The sequence below is a fragment of the Candidatus Formimonas warabiya genome (genome assembly GCF_002777255.1).
Classification (GTDB): Bacteria; Bacillota; Dehalobacteriia; order Dehalobacteriales; family Dehalobacteriaceae; genus Formimonas; species Formimonas warabiya.
This window is the reverse complement of record NZ_CP017634.1, coordinates 2417364-2433702: the sequence shown is the minus strand read 5'-3', so window position 1 is coordinate 2433702 and position 16339 is coordinate 2417364. Positions and strand designations below refer to the sequence as shown.

Below are 16339 nucleotides of genomic sequence, written 5' to 3'. Positions count from 1 at the left end.
TTGGGCAGAAGCCGCATAAATCCCCGAGGCTCCACCCAAAACCTGTGGATTTATTTAACGCAGGCCACATAACTTGGCCATATCTTCTTCGCTGCAGTTTTCCCATAATGGTTTTTCCTGAACCTGATCAGGTGTTTCCACCGATTCAATCGCTTTTCGAAGCATTTCCATGGAGGGAATCGCGTAGATTTTCGTCGTTTCTATGGACGAGTGCCCCAGTATCCGGGATATGAGCGCTAATTCCACCCCATTTTGGTATAAATCGGTTGCCCTTGTCCTCCGAAGCATGTGGGGATATACCTTTTTCGGCATCTCCGGGCAAATATTTCTAGCCTGCCTAGAATACTGCTGAAGGAAGCGTTCGACATTTCCCTCGGACATTTTTCCTGTTTTACCTTTTATCTTCGTGTAGAAGACATAAGCATTTCTGTCTACACTCGGATGAAATACATCTAAATACTGCTGAAGGTGACCGGCTGTCTTAGGAGTAATTGCTACAATCCGTTCTTTATTACCCTTTCCGTTAAGCCTGATATAAGGATCGCTGCCATTCAGCATCAAGTTCTGTACCGTAAGGCTGAGAAGCTCATCAAGACGAATCGCTGAATCATAAAGCAGGATCATCATAACTCTGTCACGCATGCCAATCTTAGTATTCCGAGGTTGCAGAAGAATGCACCTTAATGCTTCTTCTGGCAAAGTTTCTTTTTCTTTCTTGGGAACTTTACACGGTGGGATTTTCGAAATGGCAAGCGCTGTTGACTGCAGCGCAATGTCTCGGTCTGCCGCAAACCAGAGATAATTCCTAAGTGCAGTCAGACGCTGGTTACATGTGCCTGGGCTGTTGCCGGATTCTTTAAGGAAGATGATGAAATTCTGTATCAGCTTTGGGGTACAGTCTTCGAAATGGAATTTCCCCATGGATATTTTCTTCTCTTTATACAGGTAACGCCTGAAAATTGTGAGGGAATCTCGATACGACTTAATGGTTTCAGGACTCCTTCCAAGCTGTCTTGGCATATATGTCTCAAGAAACTCTAATGTCATGGAAAAGAACAGGGTGCCTCCGGGAATGATTCTATCCTTCATAAGGAACCACCTCCGGTATGACCCTGTCTGAAACCAGATCTTTCTGCCGTACCACCCGGAATGCATCACTTACCTGATGGTAATAATACATGGTGTCTTCAATCCCGGAATGGCCAAGATATCTGCTTAAGTACGGCATCATCACATCCAGTGGAATCCCTTCCGCCATCCATTCATTCATCCGGTTTACCACAAAAGTATGCCGTAATGCTTGGACAGTCGGCTCTTTATCACATCTTCCTGCATATGGCGTCATTCCCCATAACTGCTTAAACTTTTTGTCAATACTGGTTTTCTGGATCTGCCTTTCCGGAGTACGCCCCGGGAAAAACCAGATGGTATCCGGCAACAGGCTGGTTATCTTCTGCAGGTATTTCCGGCATAAAACTGTAAGGTCATCTTTCATATACACCAGACGGTCTTTTCTGCCCTTTGACTTCCTTATGGTAAGAATACCGTTTTCCAGATCAACATCCTTTTTTTCAAGGTTGCACCCTTCGGCAAGCCTCATCCCACAACAGTAATACAGCCGGAACAGTAACTGATATTCCATGGAAAGGCGCTGCCACCTGGGATTCTCCGGGAGATAAGTGTCAACTGCCTCAAATAATGCCTGTAATTCTTCCCGGTTTAAAATATGTGGAATGGTAACAGCTGCCGATGGTGTGAAGCGTGGAATGTAACTGTTTATCCCCATTGAATTCATGTATAAGGAAAGCTGCCGCAGAAATGATACCCGCTGATTACGGTAATTGATTCCTTCACTTTCCCTCTGAAGTGCCCATTTCATGGCAATATCACGGGTTATCAGCGGATTAGCATATCCATTGTCCAGGCAGAAGCGGTCAAAAATTTTCAGGATGTAAGCTTCATAATCGTAGATAAAGCCGTCAGCTTTTTTCTGTTTGATAAGTCCCTCAATATAAGGAGCGAATGCACTTTCATAATGATACCGGGTCTGGTTCATGACAGCAGGCCCCCTTTCACTTCGATTCCTTCCAGTGAAATGGCACACTGCCGCATTGATTTTCCGTCGGTTGAAAGGTATGTCATGACCGTGGAATTGTCGCTGTGTCCTAAGGTTTCTGCTATCATCGTGGGATTGGTATTGTTAATGAGCATCCGTGATGCAAAGGTCTTCCGGGTAACATGAAAGCCATGCGGGTCGTTACCCAGGGCCTTTTTCAACGCCTTGGCGCATACTCCTTTTTCCAGCCTGTCGTATGGAACCCTGTGTGTAATAAATATGTAATCGGAAGAAGTTTCCGGACGCCCGTCCATGATATATCTGAATAAACTGTTACCTACCTCGGTTGGCATTGGAAGCTTCAGAAACTTATCTGTCTTAGCCTGTTGGATGGAAATAGTTCCCTGTTTCCATGAGACATCCGACATCTTCAGCTTTGTTATGTCAGAAGCGCAGATACCCATCCGCAAGCCAATCATGATCATTGCAGTATTCCGCAGTTGCAGACCAGTCTGCGCATAGGCTTTAAATTCATAAATAGCAGCAATATCATGGTCAGCAAGAGTTCTTATGATATCCAGGCGGGCCGCAGACTCATTCGATAATGCCAGCTTCAGTGTGGATGGAATATGTCCCTTGACGGCCAAGTATTCCAAGAAGCCCCGGCACTTTGCTGCATATGCATTCCTTGCTTCCGGCGTTGTATGCGGATCTGAAAGGTGGAAGTCCTTTATCATTTCCGGGGTTATCATATCCCAAGCAGTACTCCCAACCTGGCCAAGATATCCCAAAAAACGCAAGCAGGAAGATCGATACATCTGGACTGTTGACGCAGCAAGCCCTTCCCGGCGCTTACACTGAATGAAGCTTCTGAATTCATTTCGGCACCATTCGGACAGATTTTCTGCTTTATCCCTCTGGTATGTATATACGATCTCTGGCTGTATGTCGCCGGTATTTCGAAACTGTTCAAACATTTTAACTGCACGCCGGAATGTTTTCCACTGGACTGTATAGTAGCGCATATATTGTGCCCAGTACAGTGCAGTTTCCTGGCAATAATCAAGCCCGTTGGCTTCCAGGAAAACAAACAATTCATTCCATGTTTTACGGAATGTTTTTTTTATTGTTGCAGAATAACGGTGGCGTTTCAGGTAAGTACTTCCAAGTATCAGTGCTTTTGAATGAAATTCCGAGGCATTGATGCAGTCTGGCTGCCCTGTGACATAAAAAGCATCCCTGTCACTTGGCGACAATTCATGAATCAGAACCAACCGTTGAAGGATAAATTTATCCAAAGCCAATGGAATGGATCTCCTGACCCTATCTTTGTCTGCAAGATACATAAGGAAATGTCTGATCAGACTGTTGTAATGGTCTTTTATCTTCTGGGTTTTATGAAGATCATTCCGATAATAGTCCCTAATTATGCAATGGCTAATTCCAACGGTACTTTTTACACCACACTTGGACAGATAGTCCAAAAATTTGGAAGCTGAAATGCGGTGTTCCTGAATTGAAGCTGAGCCATGACTCTTTGAGAGTACTGCTAAAAATTCATCCAATAGTTCTTTACACCATTGGTTCAGATGCTGATAATGCTGAACGGCCTCATACGCACTTTTAGTATTAACGATTTCATGATGGTTAAAGGTGTCATTTACCCTGGACAGAGCTAATCGGTAATTTTGGAAAGTGGAACTGCACAACCCTGGAGTAACAGTATCCAGCCATTGCAGAGCCAGTTCCCGTGAATACGGCATTTCCTTTGATTCTAAATATTCCTTAAGTAACCGATAACACTGTTTATGTGTATACACGATGCTTGAAGTGTAATTGTTGCCGGCAAGGTAATCCATTACCCTGCTTACGGCTTTTTCATAATTTCGATACATAAAACTACCCCCTCTGATAGGCTTTTGGTAATTTCAGTATCGCCAGTTACTAACAAAATCCTTACGATTTAGCGCTTAAACCAATGTTTTATGCGACTTTCGCCCAAACCTGAGGATTTTCTAATCCTCAGGATAAGGCTGTATATCCTAACATTAGGATATCTAGTCGAGAGAAGTATACGTCCCTTCACAATTGGCCGGAAGAATTGGGTCACAATGAAAACGGACCGCGGTGCGCACGACAGCTCCATAGTATACAGCATCGTACAGACTGCGCTGGCTAACGACCTGAAAGTTTATGAATATCTAGTCTATTTATTGAAACAAATGCCGAATACCGATTTCAACCAACATCCAGAACTGATTGAGAAATTTGTTCCTTGGTCGAAAGAGCTCCCGGCTAACTGCTACAAAACTAAAAATTGAGAATCTACGTCCAACCTTTGGGTTGGGCTTTTTTGTTTTGTTTACTTTAGGTGCTTAGGATTTGACAATTACAGAGTGCGCTGGCTAAGAAAGCGCGGGAAAAGCGCGGGGACGGTTCTTTTGCTTGACAAGAACACAGTGAGACAGGTTCCTTGTGTGCAAGTAATAGATGATAAAACGAGGGACCTCCCCTGTGTCCTCATGGTTAAAGTCAACAATCAGACGGTGCAAACCAACACCTATGACCTGGCGGACCGGCTGCTGACCCAAAAAGACGGAAACAAAAACACCATAAATTTCGAAGGAATGTGGAGGGGACGGAGTAGTTGACAACATCCTTAAGTTCTCAAGGTGTCAATAACCCCGTCCCCTGATATGGAAGGGCCTTGTCAAGCCCCTCAACAAAGTTTTAAAAACAAAAATAGTCTATCAATCCCAAGTAACTACACATCGATTGAGTTACCTAGGGAGAATTAGGATATAATAAAGTTGGCTCTTACCCATCTGGAGGATCGCGATAGGTAAGGGACTTCCTCGCTCATCGATTAAATGCCGTTCGGAAGGCCCTTTTCCCCCGCTTCAGACCGGACGTGAGACTTTTACCTCATCCGGCCTTCCATCAATCTACTATTTTCGCTTATGTCAACTTTTCTCTCATCCTGGTTAGTTTACGGGATTTTGACTTAGGTAGATTTGAAATATTGCAGTTACTATGAATTAGGTCATGACAAGTTGTGCAGACACTAACAAGATTAGGTACTCGATTAACCATGTCGAGGGTTAGCTTTGTTTGAATATGGTGAAATTCCACATTAGTTTCACTTAGATACTCGCCGCATATGCGGCATTTACCTTTATCTCGATTGAAGGTATACCCACGATTTAGGAAGTATTCAAAGTTATATGGGGGGCTACCTTTATTGTGGATCTTGCTTAGAAGGTGGGAACTAAGTATTTCGTCTTGACGGGGTAGAGTTGTCTTTTTCCCCGTTCGTTTTAAATAAAGTTCTCGGCCTTCCACAGTGTAAGGAGTTTCTTTCCGATTTTTCAGCTTGATCTGTTGCCATTTACAGAAACTGAGAGAAGTAATTCCAATAAGTCTATTACCGTCTTGAATTGCCGCAATCTTTTTTGTATATTGCTGATGTATATCTTGTAAATTACTAACTTGATTGGCAGGAACCATACCGCCACCTAATTTTTTGATTACACGAGAGGCAATAGGAAAAATCCCCCACGCATGTTTACATAGGTCTAGGTAAACATGGGTTGCCGCCTGATAATAGTTGATTATGCCCCTAGTCATAGCGTTTACCTTTAGGATTTGTTGAAAAATTAACTCTCGATCGGGTTGTTTGTAAATCTTCTTAACTTCTTTGCGGATTTCTGCAACCTTGCACTTTAGTCGCTCCGGGTGAGGATGGGTTTTCGTCACATAGCCTTTTCGGGCTTTGCCCGACGGCACTACTTTATACGTGAAGCCTAGAAATGAAATAGGGCTCTTTTTAACACAAGTAAGTTTAGTCTTTTCTTCCGAAAGTTTAAGCTTAAGCTGGTCTTTCAGCTTTTGCTGTATATGGTTCTTCCATCTTTCGGCATTCTTTTTTGTGTTAGTAATGATAACCCAATCATCGCAATAACGTACTAGATAGGCCGGTTTTAGTGTTCCTTGGTTTCTTAGAGCTCTGAGTCTGCCATTTGCAAATGCGTATTGATGACGCGTTTTCTTATTCTCCCAAGCATTGGCGATGTACTCGTCAAAGGTATTTAGGTAGGCATTAGCTAGCAGTGGAGAGATAATTCCACCCTGCTGAGTGCCCTCCGGATTAACTTTGACTTCGTTCATTATCCCCGTTTTGAGCATTTGTTTAATCAACATAAGAATGCGTCGATCCCGGATACCAAGATGCCAAAGTTGTTTGATTAACTTAGTATGACTAATGGTGTCAAAGAATTTTGAAATATCGCCTTCAATGACCCAATGATACCCAGTTTGGTGAACGATGTTTGTTATCCTTTCCAGGGCCATGTGAGCATCCCGGTATGGCCTAAACCCATAAGAGTGGTTAAAGAACTGTGCCTCTAAGATGGGTTCGATAACAAGGCGAATACACTCCTGAATTACCCGATCGAAAATGGATGGAATACCTAAAGGGCGTGTTTCCTGTTTTCCTGGTTTTGGTATATGCACCCTGCGTATTGGAATGGGTTGGTAGTTCTTTAGGCCTTCTTGTACGGCATGAATTACTTCCCCAAATGGCTTCTCCAGAAAATCCCTTATTGTAGTATCGTCAGAACCAGGTGTTTCTGCACCTCTGTTAGACTTGATGTTGTGAACTGCGGTCTGAATAGTAATTGGGGATGAGATAATCTCCAGCAGACCTTTAAATTTCGGTTTCTCTCCACGTTCTTTGGCCATTCTTGCTTTGGCATAAAGTTCGTCTAGGTAGTTGTGTAGATCCCATTCGTTCTTCAAGATTGGATAGTCAGATTGTTGCTCCAAGCAGTCCTCCTTTGTATGGAGTATTGGTCCTGCTGGCTTTAGTCAGTTATGGTCCACGCCTTCCCTGACAGTTGACTTGCCTATTTAGTATGATTGACTATGCCCCTTCGCCATGTACGCGACTTTCCCGCGCTCGGACTACTACGGGCTGCTGCCCCACAGGTAATGCGGTCATTTCTTACCGCTTAGGGATATCAGCCTTTACCAACTTTAACATTCCCTCCTGTGGTTCCGTTGTTCCCCGTAACCTAGCTTTACACTGTGACTTTAGCCTTCTCCTCTGGCCCGCCAGTCGCCTTTTTATCCTTTGCTAGTTGGACGCAAGGCCCCATCCCTCTTCGGGAGTGAGACAGACAAAAAACCCTATATTTTTACGTCTGCGGCATGGACCCCACTGGGGGGTGAATACCTTCATTTTGGTATCCCGCATTTTACGAGCCTTACATACGGAGATTTTCGGTGAATAGGCATGGCCATTTTATAGCCCCCCGACTACATTCCCTTACCATCGCAGGTTCGGTTTTCGCCGACTTTATCGAGCTTCGTACACTTTCGTGGTAAACCGGAGGTGCACGTCGAAGCTTCAGGGACGGGTCTGCTAGCATTCAGACCGTAGCAGGAACTACCCCTGCCAATTCGGTTACAGAGTTCAGATATGTTAAACACATTCTGCCAGGGTTTTATTGACCATTTCTGGTCAGGTTAACCTGGAACAACGCGCACATAAGGCAATGCTGAGGAGCAACCCGAGCGCCAGAGGGGGTTCTGCCAGGGATAGCAGGGGTAACTTAGTTGCCCCTTATCCTTTATTGCTATCCTTGTGGAGAACAAAAGCGGTAAACCTTTTTTAGTTGTTCTCATCTCCTTCCCCAAGGTGCAGGGGGCAATAGGTAGTTGGGCTTAATCGACGGTTGCTCAACCTGATATACGTGTATTGGATAACACAAGACTTTGATACGTCGGGAGCTGCCCCGGTCTTGACATCGTGCATCAGATAGTAAACTCTGGCACATAGGGGACGCCGGGGGTTCTCCTTACCGTGGCCGAACTTACCTACTGGCCACTACACCTTGAATTTGATTTCTTATTCCCTTGGTGCTTTATTAAGAAATTTTCTGAAGGTTATTTTTTTGCCTTATTTCTTGGGCTATCGCCCACATAAAACCTAATAACTCCCGTGCAACTGCAACTGCCGCAGTTTGACTTGGTTTACCCCTGCCTGATAAACGACGAAACTTTAAATTAAGCCGGTGTTGGGCCTGCCAAGATATGGCCTTTATTTCTTCTGATTGTCCTTCTTGTCGCTTCTTTAGTTCTGCGCCGATTGCTGGCTGACGTCGGTAGTGCCATGCCGACTCTACTATTACCCGTCGGATATGCGCATTACCTGATTTAGTTATTCTTCCTTGATGCCGGCTGCCTGCACTGGAGGTTTCACTGGGAACTAGTCCCACATAGGACATTAATTGTTTCGGCGAATCAAACCTGTTTAAGTCACCTGCTTCAGCTACTACGGTAGCAGCGGTAATCAGACCCACTCCACGCAAAGCCTGAAACGCTGCCATGACTGGAGCTTGTTCACTATATTTGACCAGCTCGGTAATCTCTTCTTCCAAGCGCTTTTTCCTTGCTTCCGCTTCTTCCAAGGCATGAATGTATTCTTTAAGTACAATCCCTTGAGCTGCCTGGTTGAAATCCAAACCATTCAACCATTGCCAATACTTGATCGTCCAGGCCTTTACGCCATGCGGAGGTCTTTTTTCTAAGCGTAAAAGAAATTTGCTAATTTGATTTCGCTTTCGAACGATATCTTCTTGTGTGTCTTCTCGAGCCCGTAACAGGTCACGCTGAGCCTCTTGCTTTTCATCCGGTACCCAGACAGGGGTTAATTCTCCGCTACGTAATAATTGTGCTAATTTTTTGGCATCTCGTCGGTCGGTTTTTACCCTTTCACCTGGTTTTCTTGGTATCAGGGACGGCGCCGCTACCATACAGGTTGCCCCTGCCACTGTAAGCTGACGGTATATCCCGTAACCACATGGGCCTGCTTCGTAACAAAAATACAGGTTCTTCGCGGGACCTAACTTGCGTACCAGTTTAGCTATGGCTTCTGTTCTGTTAATTATCGTCCCCAGGGATTCCGCTGCTTCTCGTCCGTCCTTGGCAATTGCTACTGCGATAGTGTCTTTGTGTACATCAAGTCCTACAAATGTGGTATACTTCATACTAGGCTAGCTCCTCCTTTAGCTTGTAGCTCTGTACTGCTTAGTATAACCTACGTTTCGCTATTCGAGTGGCTGGCCCTTCCATTATGTCTCGACATCTTCAAACACCTTACCTCAACGGCGTGCCCCAAACGACGAAAATAACCAACAGCACCTATGACAGGCTGAACCAGCTCCTCACCACCAGCATGCCGGACGGGACAACCCTCAACAACACCTATAACGGCGAAGGGATCCGGGTAAAAAAGGAAATAAATGGTCAGGCGGCGAAATACTTATATGAAGGAGACCAGATCCTACTCGAACTGGACAATGCCGGGAACCAGACAGCAAAGAACATTTGGGGCACCAGTCTTATCTCCAGGAACGTATCCGGAATCACAGCCTACTACATGTACAACGGACATGGGGATGTCACGGCTTTAATCAATTCCGCAGGAACCATTTTAGCTACCTACTACTATGATGCATTCGGGAACATCCTCGAGAGCACGGGAACCATCAACAACCCCTTCAAATATGCGGGCTACCAGCATGATCAGGAGACCGGATACTACTACCTCATGTCTAGATATTATGATCCGGTAACAGCAAGATTCATCTCAGAAGACACATACAGAGGCAATCTGAATGACCCGTTGAGCTTAAATCTGTATACCTATTGTCATAACGAACCCTTAATGTACACAGACCCGACCGGACATATTGAAAGACCTACACCAAAGAAAGAGGTTAAACCCAAAAAGGACACCAGTCGTAATCAGCATAATAGAGAAGCAGAGATTGAAAGAAAAAAGAAAGAAGCAGAGCGAAAGGCGAAAGAAGAAAGAGAAAAAATGAAAAATCACAAAAATATCTCGTAAAAAGCGGAGACAACTTAACGAAAATAGGCAAGAAATTTGATGTAAGTGTTGCAGATATTTTAAAAGTAAATAAAGATATCAAGGATCCCACAAAAATACAGGTAGGTCAAATAATCAATATTCCGGCTAAAACAGAAAATGCCACAAATACATTGCCAAATTTGGACCAAAAAAATACTGGGGATATAAAAAACCAGGGGACGGGTAAAATTGGCAGTACAAGGGGACCTGAAGATAACTGGGCAATGAGTGGTTACTCTGAGGAGACGGGTAATGCTCCTGCTGAAGACCCTGGACTTCTAAAGACTATTGGTGGATATATTGCAAAGCCATTTGTAGCTCTGAATGATTTTATGAGAGAGTCACGGGAAGACCAAGAAGCAAGGCAAGAAAAATCTGATTTGCAAACATATGAATGGGCTCAAAGTTTAGCGAAGAAAAATTTAAGTGGACAAGAAAGTGACCCTAATTACTCACAAAAACTTCAGAATGAAACCAATAGAATATTTAATACAGAAAAACTCCTTGAAGGCGGAATTGAAGTAGGTATATATATTGGTGCTGGTGGTGTAAAATCTAATGCAGAGGGAACGACTAACACTGCTATTGATATTAGCAAATTAAATAGCAAGCCGTTATACAGGGTAATGACTGAATCGGAATTAAAAGCAGTTCAAGAAACAGGTTATCTGAGAGGCGGAAGGGAAGGGCCAACTTACTTTACTGATTCCTACTATAAAAATGCTAGCAATGCACAAAATCGACTATCCTTACCTAACGAACCTGAGTATATTGTAGAATTTAAGATAAGTAATAATCCAAATACAACTGGCGGTAATACTGTAAAGCCTGCATATGGTGGTTCAGGTGGAGGAAGAGAATATTTTTCTAATGACCCTGTGCAAGTAAATATAGTTAATTATCAGAAAATGAAATAATTGGAGGGTTCAAAATGCAAATAAATCAACAAGTTAAATTAATTGTAGCAGAACCTTGGAATTTTACATCTCCTGAAGGAGATAATAAATTCTCTGGAGTTGTATGCGAATATACTAATTCTAATTCCGGGGAAGCATATCTTATCAAAAATAATGTTCCATTTGTGCATAATGGGGCTAAAGTAAGTTATGTTGTAGCAATGTATAGAAATAAGGATGTAAGTGACAAAAACATGAATATTGCTTATATTCCAGATAACCTTACCCACCAATTCAACCAATTTGATACTATATTCGATAAATTACAGTTCGTAATAATTGGCTCAATAGTATAACAAAAAAGAAAGGTCACACAGTTTTGGCTGATGAAACACACGGGGGGACAGGTTCCTTGTGTGCAAGTAAAAGATTTATAAAACGAGGGACCTGTCCCCTAGTGTCCTCGAGAAATTAGGATGTTGAAAGAGGCAGGATATGTGCAAAGAGGTGATTATTTCATACATCCAGATAATTTTGAAATAGAAATGGAGGACATTATGAATATTGTAAAAGAAATTGAGGTTATATTGGAAGAAACTAAGATAAGTGGTGAATATTGGGAAAAGGGTATCCCTAGTTCTATAATGAGAATGGACATAGAATTAAATAGAGTTATTGAAAACTACGCAAATCTTTCAAAAGAAGACAAGAAGTTAGTAGGTAATGACATTTCAACTGATATTGCTTGGTCACTTTTATATTTTGCAATAAATATGGCAACATACTCGCTTCGGTTTTCAGAGCAAAGATATTTTACAAATGGTTTATTTGCTTTAGGGATGATTTTAAGAGTTTTAGACCAAAGAGAAATTTTGCTTGTAATGCCTTTATTTTATGATGTTTCTAAAAAAAATAAGTTATCTTTTCAAAAAATATTAGACCAAAACAACGATTTTGCAGATTTTGTTAATAAATTTTTAAGCAGAAGAGAGGAAGACAAAACGTTAGAATGTATGGGCTATATATTAACAAAAGATGAAAATAACAACCCACTTTATAAAAGAACGTGGTGAGAATTAGGACACAGAGCGGAATCGTCATCACCTCGCCTTTGACGCTGCCGGCAACCGGGCGGAGATGACCCTGCCCTATGGAAGGAGCCTGACGCAAACCCCCCAAGGGATCACGTGCACCTATGATCTCCTGAAAAGCGCGGGCGCGGGGACGGTTCTGCTGCTTTGCGGACATTTTACAGAGCCTGGTATTCATTGTTTAATAGAATAGAGGGAAGCAAAAGAACCTTCAAGCTGTGTGCGAATTCATTCAAGGACGACCGAGTGAGACCACTGAAAAGGCCACTTTTTTAGCAAAGTTATGCCTGCAAGCCCGCATAACTCCGTTGATATTTTTAACACTAAAGGCACTGATTAAAACAAAAATTTTTTGATGGAATATAAGGGGGGTAAAACACTTAAAAACAAAGAAAATACCAAAAATTATTATCATCTTTCTTTTGGGAATTTTTGTAGTCGGCAGTGCCAATTTTTCTTTACCTGTCCTTGCATCAGGTGATTTCCTTTTGTGCCAGAAAGTGGCTGGGGGAAGCGGTCATTCGCTTGCTTTGGCGGATGATGGAACCGTTTGGAGTTGGGGGTTGAATACCTATGGTCAGCTTGGTGATGGTACGACTATCAACAGAAGCACTTCCGTGCAAGTATTAGGATTAAGCGGGGTTACGGCAATTGCCAGCGGAACCTATCATAGTTTAGCCCTAAAAAGTGACGGTACCGTTTGGGCCTGGGGATATAACAACTACGGCCAATTAGGAGACGGCACTACCACTGATAAAAGCAGTCCTGTTCAGATTACCAGCTTAACGGGGGTAATTGCAATCGCTTGCGGAAGTCATTATAATTTGGCGCTGAAGAGCGACGGCACTGTCTGGGCGTGGGGATACAACGCATATGGTCAGATCGGGGACGGGACAACGACGAATAGACCTACGCCGGTTCAGGTATCTGGGTTAAGCGGAATAGTTGGGATCGCCTGCGGGGATAATCACAGCTTAGTGGCCAAGAATGACGGCACAGCCTGGACCTGGGGATATAACAATTATGGTCAATTGGGAGACGGTACCACAACCAATCAATCCACGCCGGTCCAGGTGGCAGGATTAACCGGTATCACAAAAGTGGCCGGGGGAACAAGTCACAGTCTCGCCATTAAGAATGACGGAACAGTATATGCTTGGGGCTATAACTATTACGGGCAGCTGGGGGATACAACCAAGACGGACAGAACTACACCGGTTCAAGTATCCGGCTTAAGCGGAATAACAAACATAGAGGGCGGCACCAGGCACAGCCTGGCGTTAAAGAGCGACGGCACTGTCTGGGCGTGGGGATATAATAACTATGGCCAAGTCGGAGATGGGACAACCACAACACGAACAAGCCCCAAACAAGTTTCAGGTCTGAGCGGTTTGACGGACATTGCTGCAGGTACCTATCACAATTTGACTGTAAAAAATGACGGGACTGTCCGTGCTTGGGGCTATAATGCATATGGTCAGATTGGGGATGGCATCTTTACTCAAAAAAGCATCCCGGATTCAGTTAAAAAAATTAACAACGTGATTGCAATTAGTGCCGGAGGGAATCACGGCGTTGCCATAAAAAACGACGGGACCGTTTGGTCTTGGGGAGCAAATTCATACGGTCAACTGGGGAATGGTACCACAACCACGAAGAATACTCCCGTTCAGGTATCGGGATTAACCGGGGGAGTAATAGAAATAGCATGTGGCACCAGCCATAGCATGGCCTTAAAAAGTGATGGTACGGTATGGACCTGGGGCTATAATACCTATGGGCAGTTGGGCGATGGTACGACTTCAACCAGAACCGCACCGGTTCAAGTGCTGGGATTAGACGGAATTATCGCCATCGCTTCCGGAACATATCATAGTTTGGCACTAAAAAATGATGGCACCGTATGGGCCTGGGGATATAATAACCGGGGACAATTGGGTGATGGCACCACAACCAATCAAAGCACGCCTATACAGGTATCCGGATTAAGCGGTGTGACGGCCCTATCCGGCGGTAGTGGGCACAGCATTGCTTTAAAAAGTGACGGGACCGTGTGGGCCTGGGGCTATAACGCATATGGCCAGCTGGGAGATGGGACAACAACACAGAGAACCACCCCCGTTCAAGTATCAGGATTAACCGGAATCACAAAAGTTTCTGCAGGGGATAACCATAACCTTGCTTTAGTAAATGATGGCTCATTAAAAGCCTGGGGCTATAACACATATGGCCAAATTGGAGATGGGACGACCACAACCCGAAAGACTGCAGTGGCAGTACCCGGCCTTACCGGAATTATCTCAATATCTGGGGGAAGCAGTCACAGTTTAGCCCTAAAGAGTGACGGAACCGTGTGGGCTTGGGGAAGGAACAACTACTATCAATTAGGAGACGGGTCGTCAGTAACAAGGAAAGCCCCGGTCAAAGCTTATACGGATACAGAAATAATAAGTGCCTCAACGAAAGCAGCTTTTAACATAGCATTAGCCAATGACGGTGATGTATTTTCTTGGGGTTACAATTGCACTTGTGAGCTTGGAGACGGCGAGCGGATCACTTATCGAACCGTACCGGGGCAAGTAGTTGGTTTGTTCGTAGATTATACGGTATATCAATATGATACAAAAGGAAGGCTTCAGTATCTGTTTAAGAAAAAAGAGTCGGTAATAAAATTCAATTATGATAACAACGGAAATTTTGTTAGCAACCAGGTAATTAATTAAACAGGGAAAAGCGACCAGGGATCCTTTTTGAACATAGGAGAGTATAATTTGACCGGAAAATGGATACTCCCTCTAACAAGGGGATATCGAGTCACCACGTACCATCAGCGGGAGAGGGAGTATCCAAGATAAATAACCCCATAGCCGGAATTTTGTTCACTGCCAACTACCGTGCGCCACAGTTATATGCACATAATTTAATTTTCTTCTTGTGAAACCTATAATAAATAGAAGGCGTCAGATTCTTTTTCCAATATTAGATTTATTAGTCTAGGGACCAGGCAGGTTCCTTTTTTTTGTGCGCCTCAGCCCTCCCCTGGCATAAACCTCTCCAGACCTGCATAAAGACATATTATGAAAATACAGGGGAGGGATTCTGTGGAGGGGAACAAGTTTTACGATGTGCACTGTCATGTGATGAATTTAAGCCATCCCAATTTCCTTGCCTTTCTGCGCCGCTTTGAATCAACGATCAGCGATCAGAAATTGAAAATATTTCTTGCCGCCAATATTGTGATCGTTTCATACCTGCTTTTCCATTCTCTGAACCCCAAATTGCTGGCAAAGATACTGGATAAAGTGGGCGTATCCCGGCTGATAGACCGGGTGAAGAATCTTTTGGTGGTGATGGAGCACGATGCAGGCACTGTTTTTGGCTTATTGGAAAAAGGCCTGCGGCAGCAGCTGTGGGAGGATGGCCGATTCACAATAGAGAATTTTCATTATGACAAAATCATTTTAACGCCTTTAATGATGGATTTTGGTTACAAAAATATGACTGATCCTGCTTTAGCCTATAATTCCATACCGGTGCAAAAACCCATTGTGGAGCAGGTTCTGGATCTCTTTAACGGCATCCGGAATTATTATCCGGCCGGAGAGACCGGGGGGAGGGTTTTTGAGATCTATCCCTTTCTGGGCATCAACACAGCCAATTATGATTTAAGCAAAATCGGCACGATGCTGGAGAAGTATTTTTCCGGGTACCGGGGGACGCCGGAAGACTTAGCGGAGAATTTAGGGAAATTTAACGGCGATATCGAAGAGCTGGGCAGCAACTTTTTCTCCGGCATCAAGGTATATCCCCCCTTAGGATTTGATCCCTGGCCGGAGCAAAAAGAGGAACGGAAAAAGGTGGAATTGCTCTATGAATACTGCACGGTAAAACACATCCCCCTTACCACCCACTGCAGCAACGGAGGATACCGGATTGTAGACCGCACAAGTGCCGATGAGTTTACCTCCCCGGCCCGGTGGAAGAAAGTGTTGAAGAGATTTCCCGGCCTGAAAATCAATTTTGGCCATTTGGGAAACCAGGGCAGAAAGCGGGAATGGGGGCAGGAGATATTTGCCCTGATGGAAGGATATGAGCATGTCTATGGAGATTTTTCCTGCCGCGGCTTTAACGACCGCTATTATCGCTCCTTAAGGGAGCTTCTCTGCCGGGCCAACCCATCCCTGCGGGACCGGCTAAGAGAGCGCATTCTTTTTGGTTCCGATTTTATGATCAATTTGCTGTGGGCCGATTCTTACAACAGTTACCTGGGAATTTTTAAAAACACGCCCTTTTTTTCCGCACCGGAAAAACACGATTTTTGTTCCATCAACCCGGAAAGGTTTCTTTTTCACAGCTGAAGTGA

General features: G+C 44.0%; 13 protein-coding genes. 8 read left to right on the top strand and 5 right to left on the bottom strand.

From position 1 onward, the window contains the following. Positions 1 to 54: 54 nt before the first annotated feature. The 3 genes from DCMF_RS11375 to DCMF_RS11365 are packed head-to-tail and all read right to left on the bottom strand — an operon-like array spanning position 55 to position 3951. Positions 55 to 1089, bottom strand: a complete 1035-nt coding sequence (locus DCMF_RS11375; RefSeq protein WP_148134539.1) for a tyrosine-type recombinase/integrase — start codon at positions 1087 to 1089, stop codon at positions 55 to 57. Then, positions 1079 to 2056 carry a tyrosine-type recombinase/integrase gene (locus tag DCMF_RS11370; RefSeq protein WP_148134538.1) on the bottom strand — a complete coding sequence of 326 codons (978 nt, stop codon included), beginning with the start codon at positions 2054 to 2056 and terminating at the stop codon, positions 1079 to 1081. The genes DCMF_RS11375 and DCMF_RS11370 overlap by 11 nt, the downstream gene beginning before the upstream one ends. Then, complete coding sequence (locus DCMF_RS11365; RefSeq protein WP_148134537.1) at positions 2053 to 3951, bottom strand: tyrosine-type recombinase/integrase; 1899 nt, start codon at positions 3949 to 3951, stop codon at positions 2053 to 2055. The genes DCMF_RS11370 and DCMF_RS11365 overlap by 4 nt, the downstream gene beginning before the upstream one ends. A gap of 90 nt (positions 3952 to 4041) precedes the next feature. On the opposite strand from DCMF_RS11365, the gene DCMF_RS30475 reads away from it, so the two are divergent. Further along, a complete protein-coding gene (locus DCMF_RS30475; protein WP_148134536.1) occupies positions 4042 to 4377 on the top strand; it encodes an IS66 family transposase in 336 nt (111 codons plus the stop codon). A 120-nt stretch (positions 4378 to 4497) separates the two neighbouring features. Beyond that, positions 4498 to 4707, top strand: a complete 210-nt coding sequence (locus tag DCMF_RS29200; protein ID WP_214659280.1) for a hypothetical protein — start codon at positions 4498 to 4500, stop codon at positions 4705 to 4707. Between the two features lie 307 nt (positions 4708 to 5014). Here the strand turns inward: DCMF_RS29200 and ltrA are convergent, their stop codons facing one another. Further along, entirely contained in the window at positions 5015 to 6880 is a 1866-nt protein-coding gene (gene ltrA / locus DCMF_RS11355) for a group II intron reverse transcriptase/maturase (protein WP_214659279.1), read from the bottom strand. Positions 6881 to 7983: 1103 nt separating this feature from the next. Then, positions 7984 to 9105: an IS110 family RNA-guided transposase gene (locus tag DCMF_RS11350; protein ID WP_148134535.1), complete on the bottom strand. Its 1122-nt coding sequence runs from the start codon at positions 9103 to 9105 to the stop codon at positions 7984 to 7986. An 86-nt stretch (positions 9106 to 9191) separates the two neighbouring features. On the opposite strand from DCMF_RS11350, the gene DCMF_RS11345 reads away from it, so the two are divergent. The 6 genes from DCMF_RS11345 to DCMF_RS11315 all read left to right on the top strand — a co-directional run bounded on the left by DCMF_RS11345 (position 9192) and on the right by DCMF_RS11315 (position 16334). After that, positions 9192 to 9968, top strand: coding sequence for an RHS repeat-associated core domain-containing protein (locus tag DCMF_RS11345; RefSeq protein ID WP_148134534.1), 777 nt, complete (start codon positions 9192 to 9194; stop codon positions 9966 to 9968). A 152-nt stretch (positions 9969 to 10120) separates the two neighbouring features. Next, positions 10121 to 10906, top strand: coding sequence for a hypothetical protein (locus tag DCMF_RS11340; protein WP_236860247.1), 786 nt, complete (start codon positions 10121 to 10123; stop codon positions 10904 to 10906). A 14-nt stretch (positions 10907 to 10920) separates the two neighbouring features. Then, entirely contained in the window at positions 10921 to 11241 is a 321-nt protein-coding gene (locus tag DCMF_RS11335) for a hypothetical protein (RefSeq protein ID WP_148134533.1), read from the top strand. 141 nt (positions 11242 to 11382) lie between these two features. Next, positions 11383 to 11958 (top strand): hypothetical protein, encoded by a 576-nt coding sequence (locus DCMF_RS11330; protein WP_214659278.1) that lies wholly within the window; start codon positions 11383 to 11385, stop codon positions 11956 to 11958. A gap of 506 nt (positions 11959 to 12464) precedes the next feature. Beyond that, a complete protein-coding gene (locus DCMF_RS11320) occupies positions 12465 to 14699 on the top strand; it encodes an RCC1-like domain-containing protein (RefSeq protein WP_214659277.1) in 2235 nt (744 codons plus the stop codon). A 378-nt stretch (positions 14700 to 15077) separates the two neighbouring features. Next, positions 15078 to 16334: an amidohydrolase family protein gene (locus tag DCMF_RS11315; protein ID WP_214659276.1), complete on the top strand. Its 1257-nt coding sequence runs from the start codon at positions 15078 to 15080 to the stop codon at positions 16332 to 16334. Positions 16335 to 16339 lie beyond the last annotated feature (5 nt).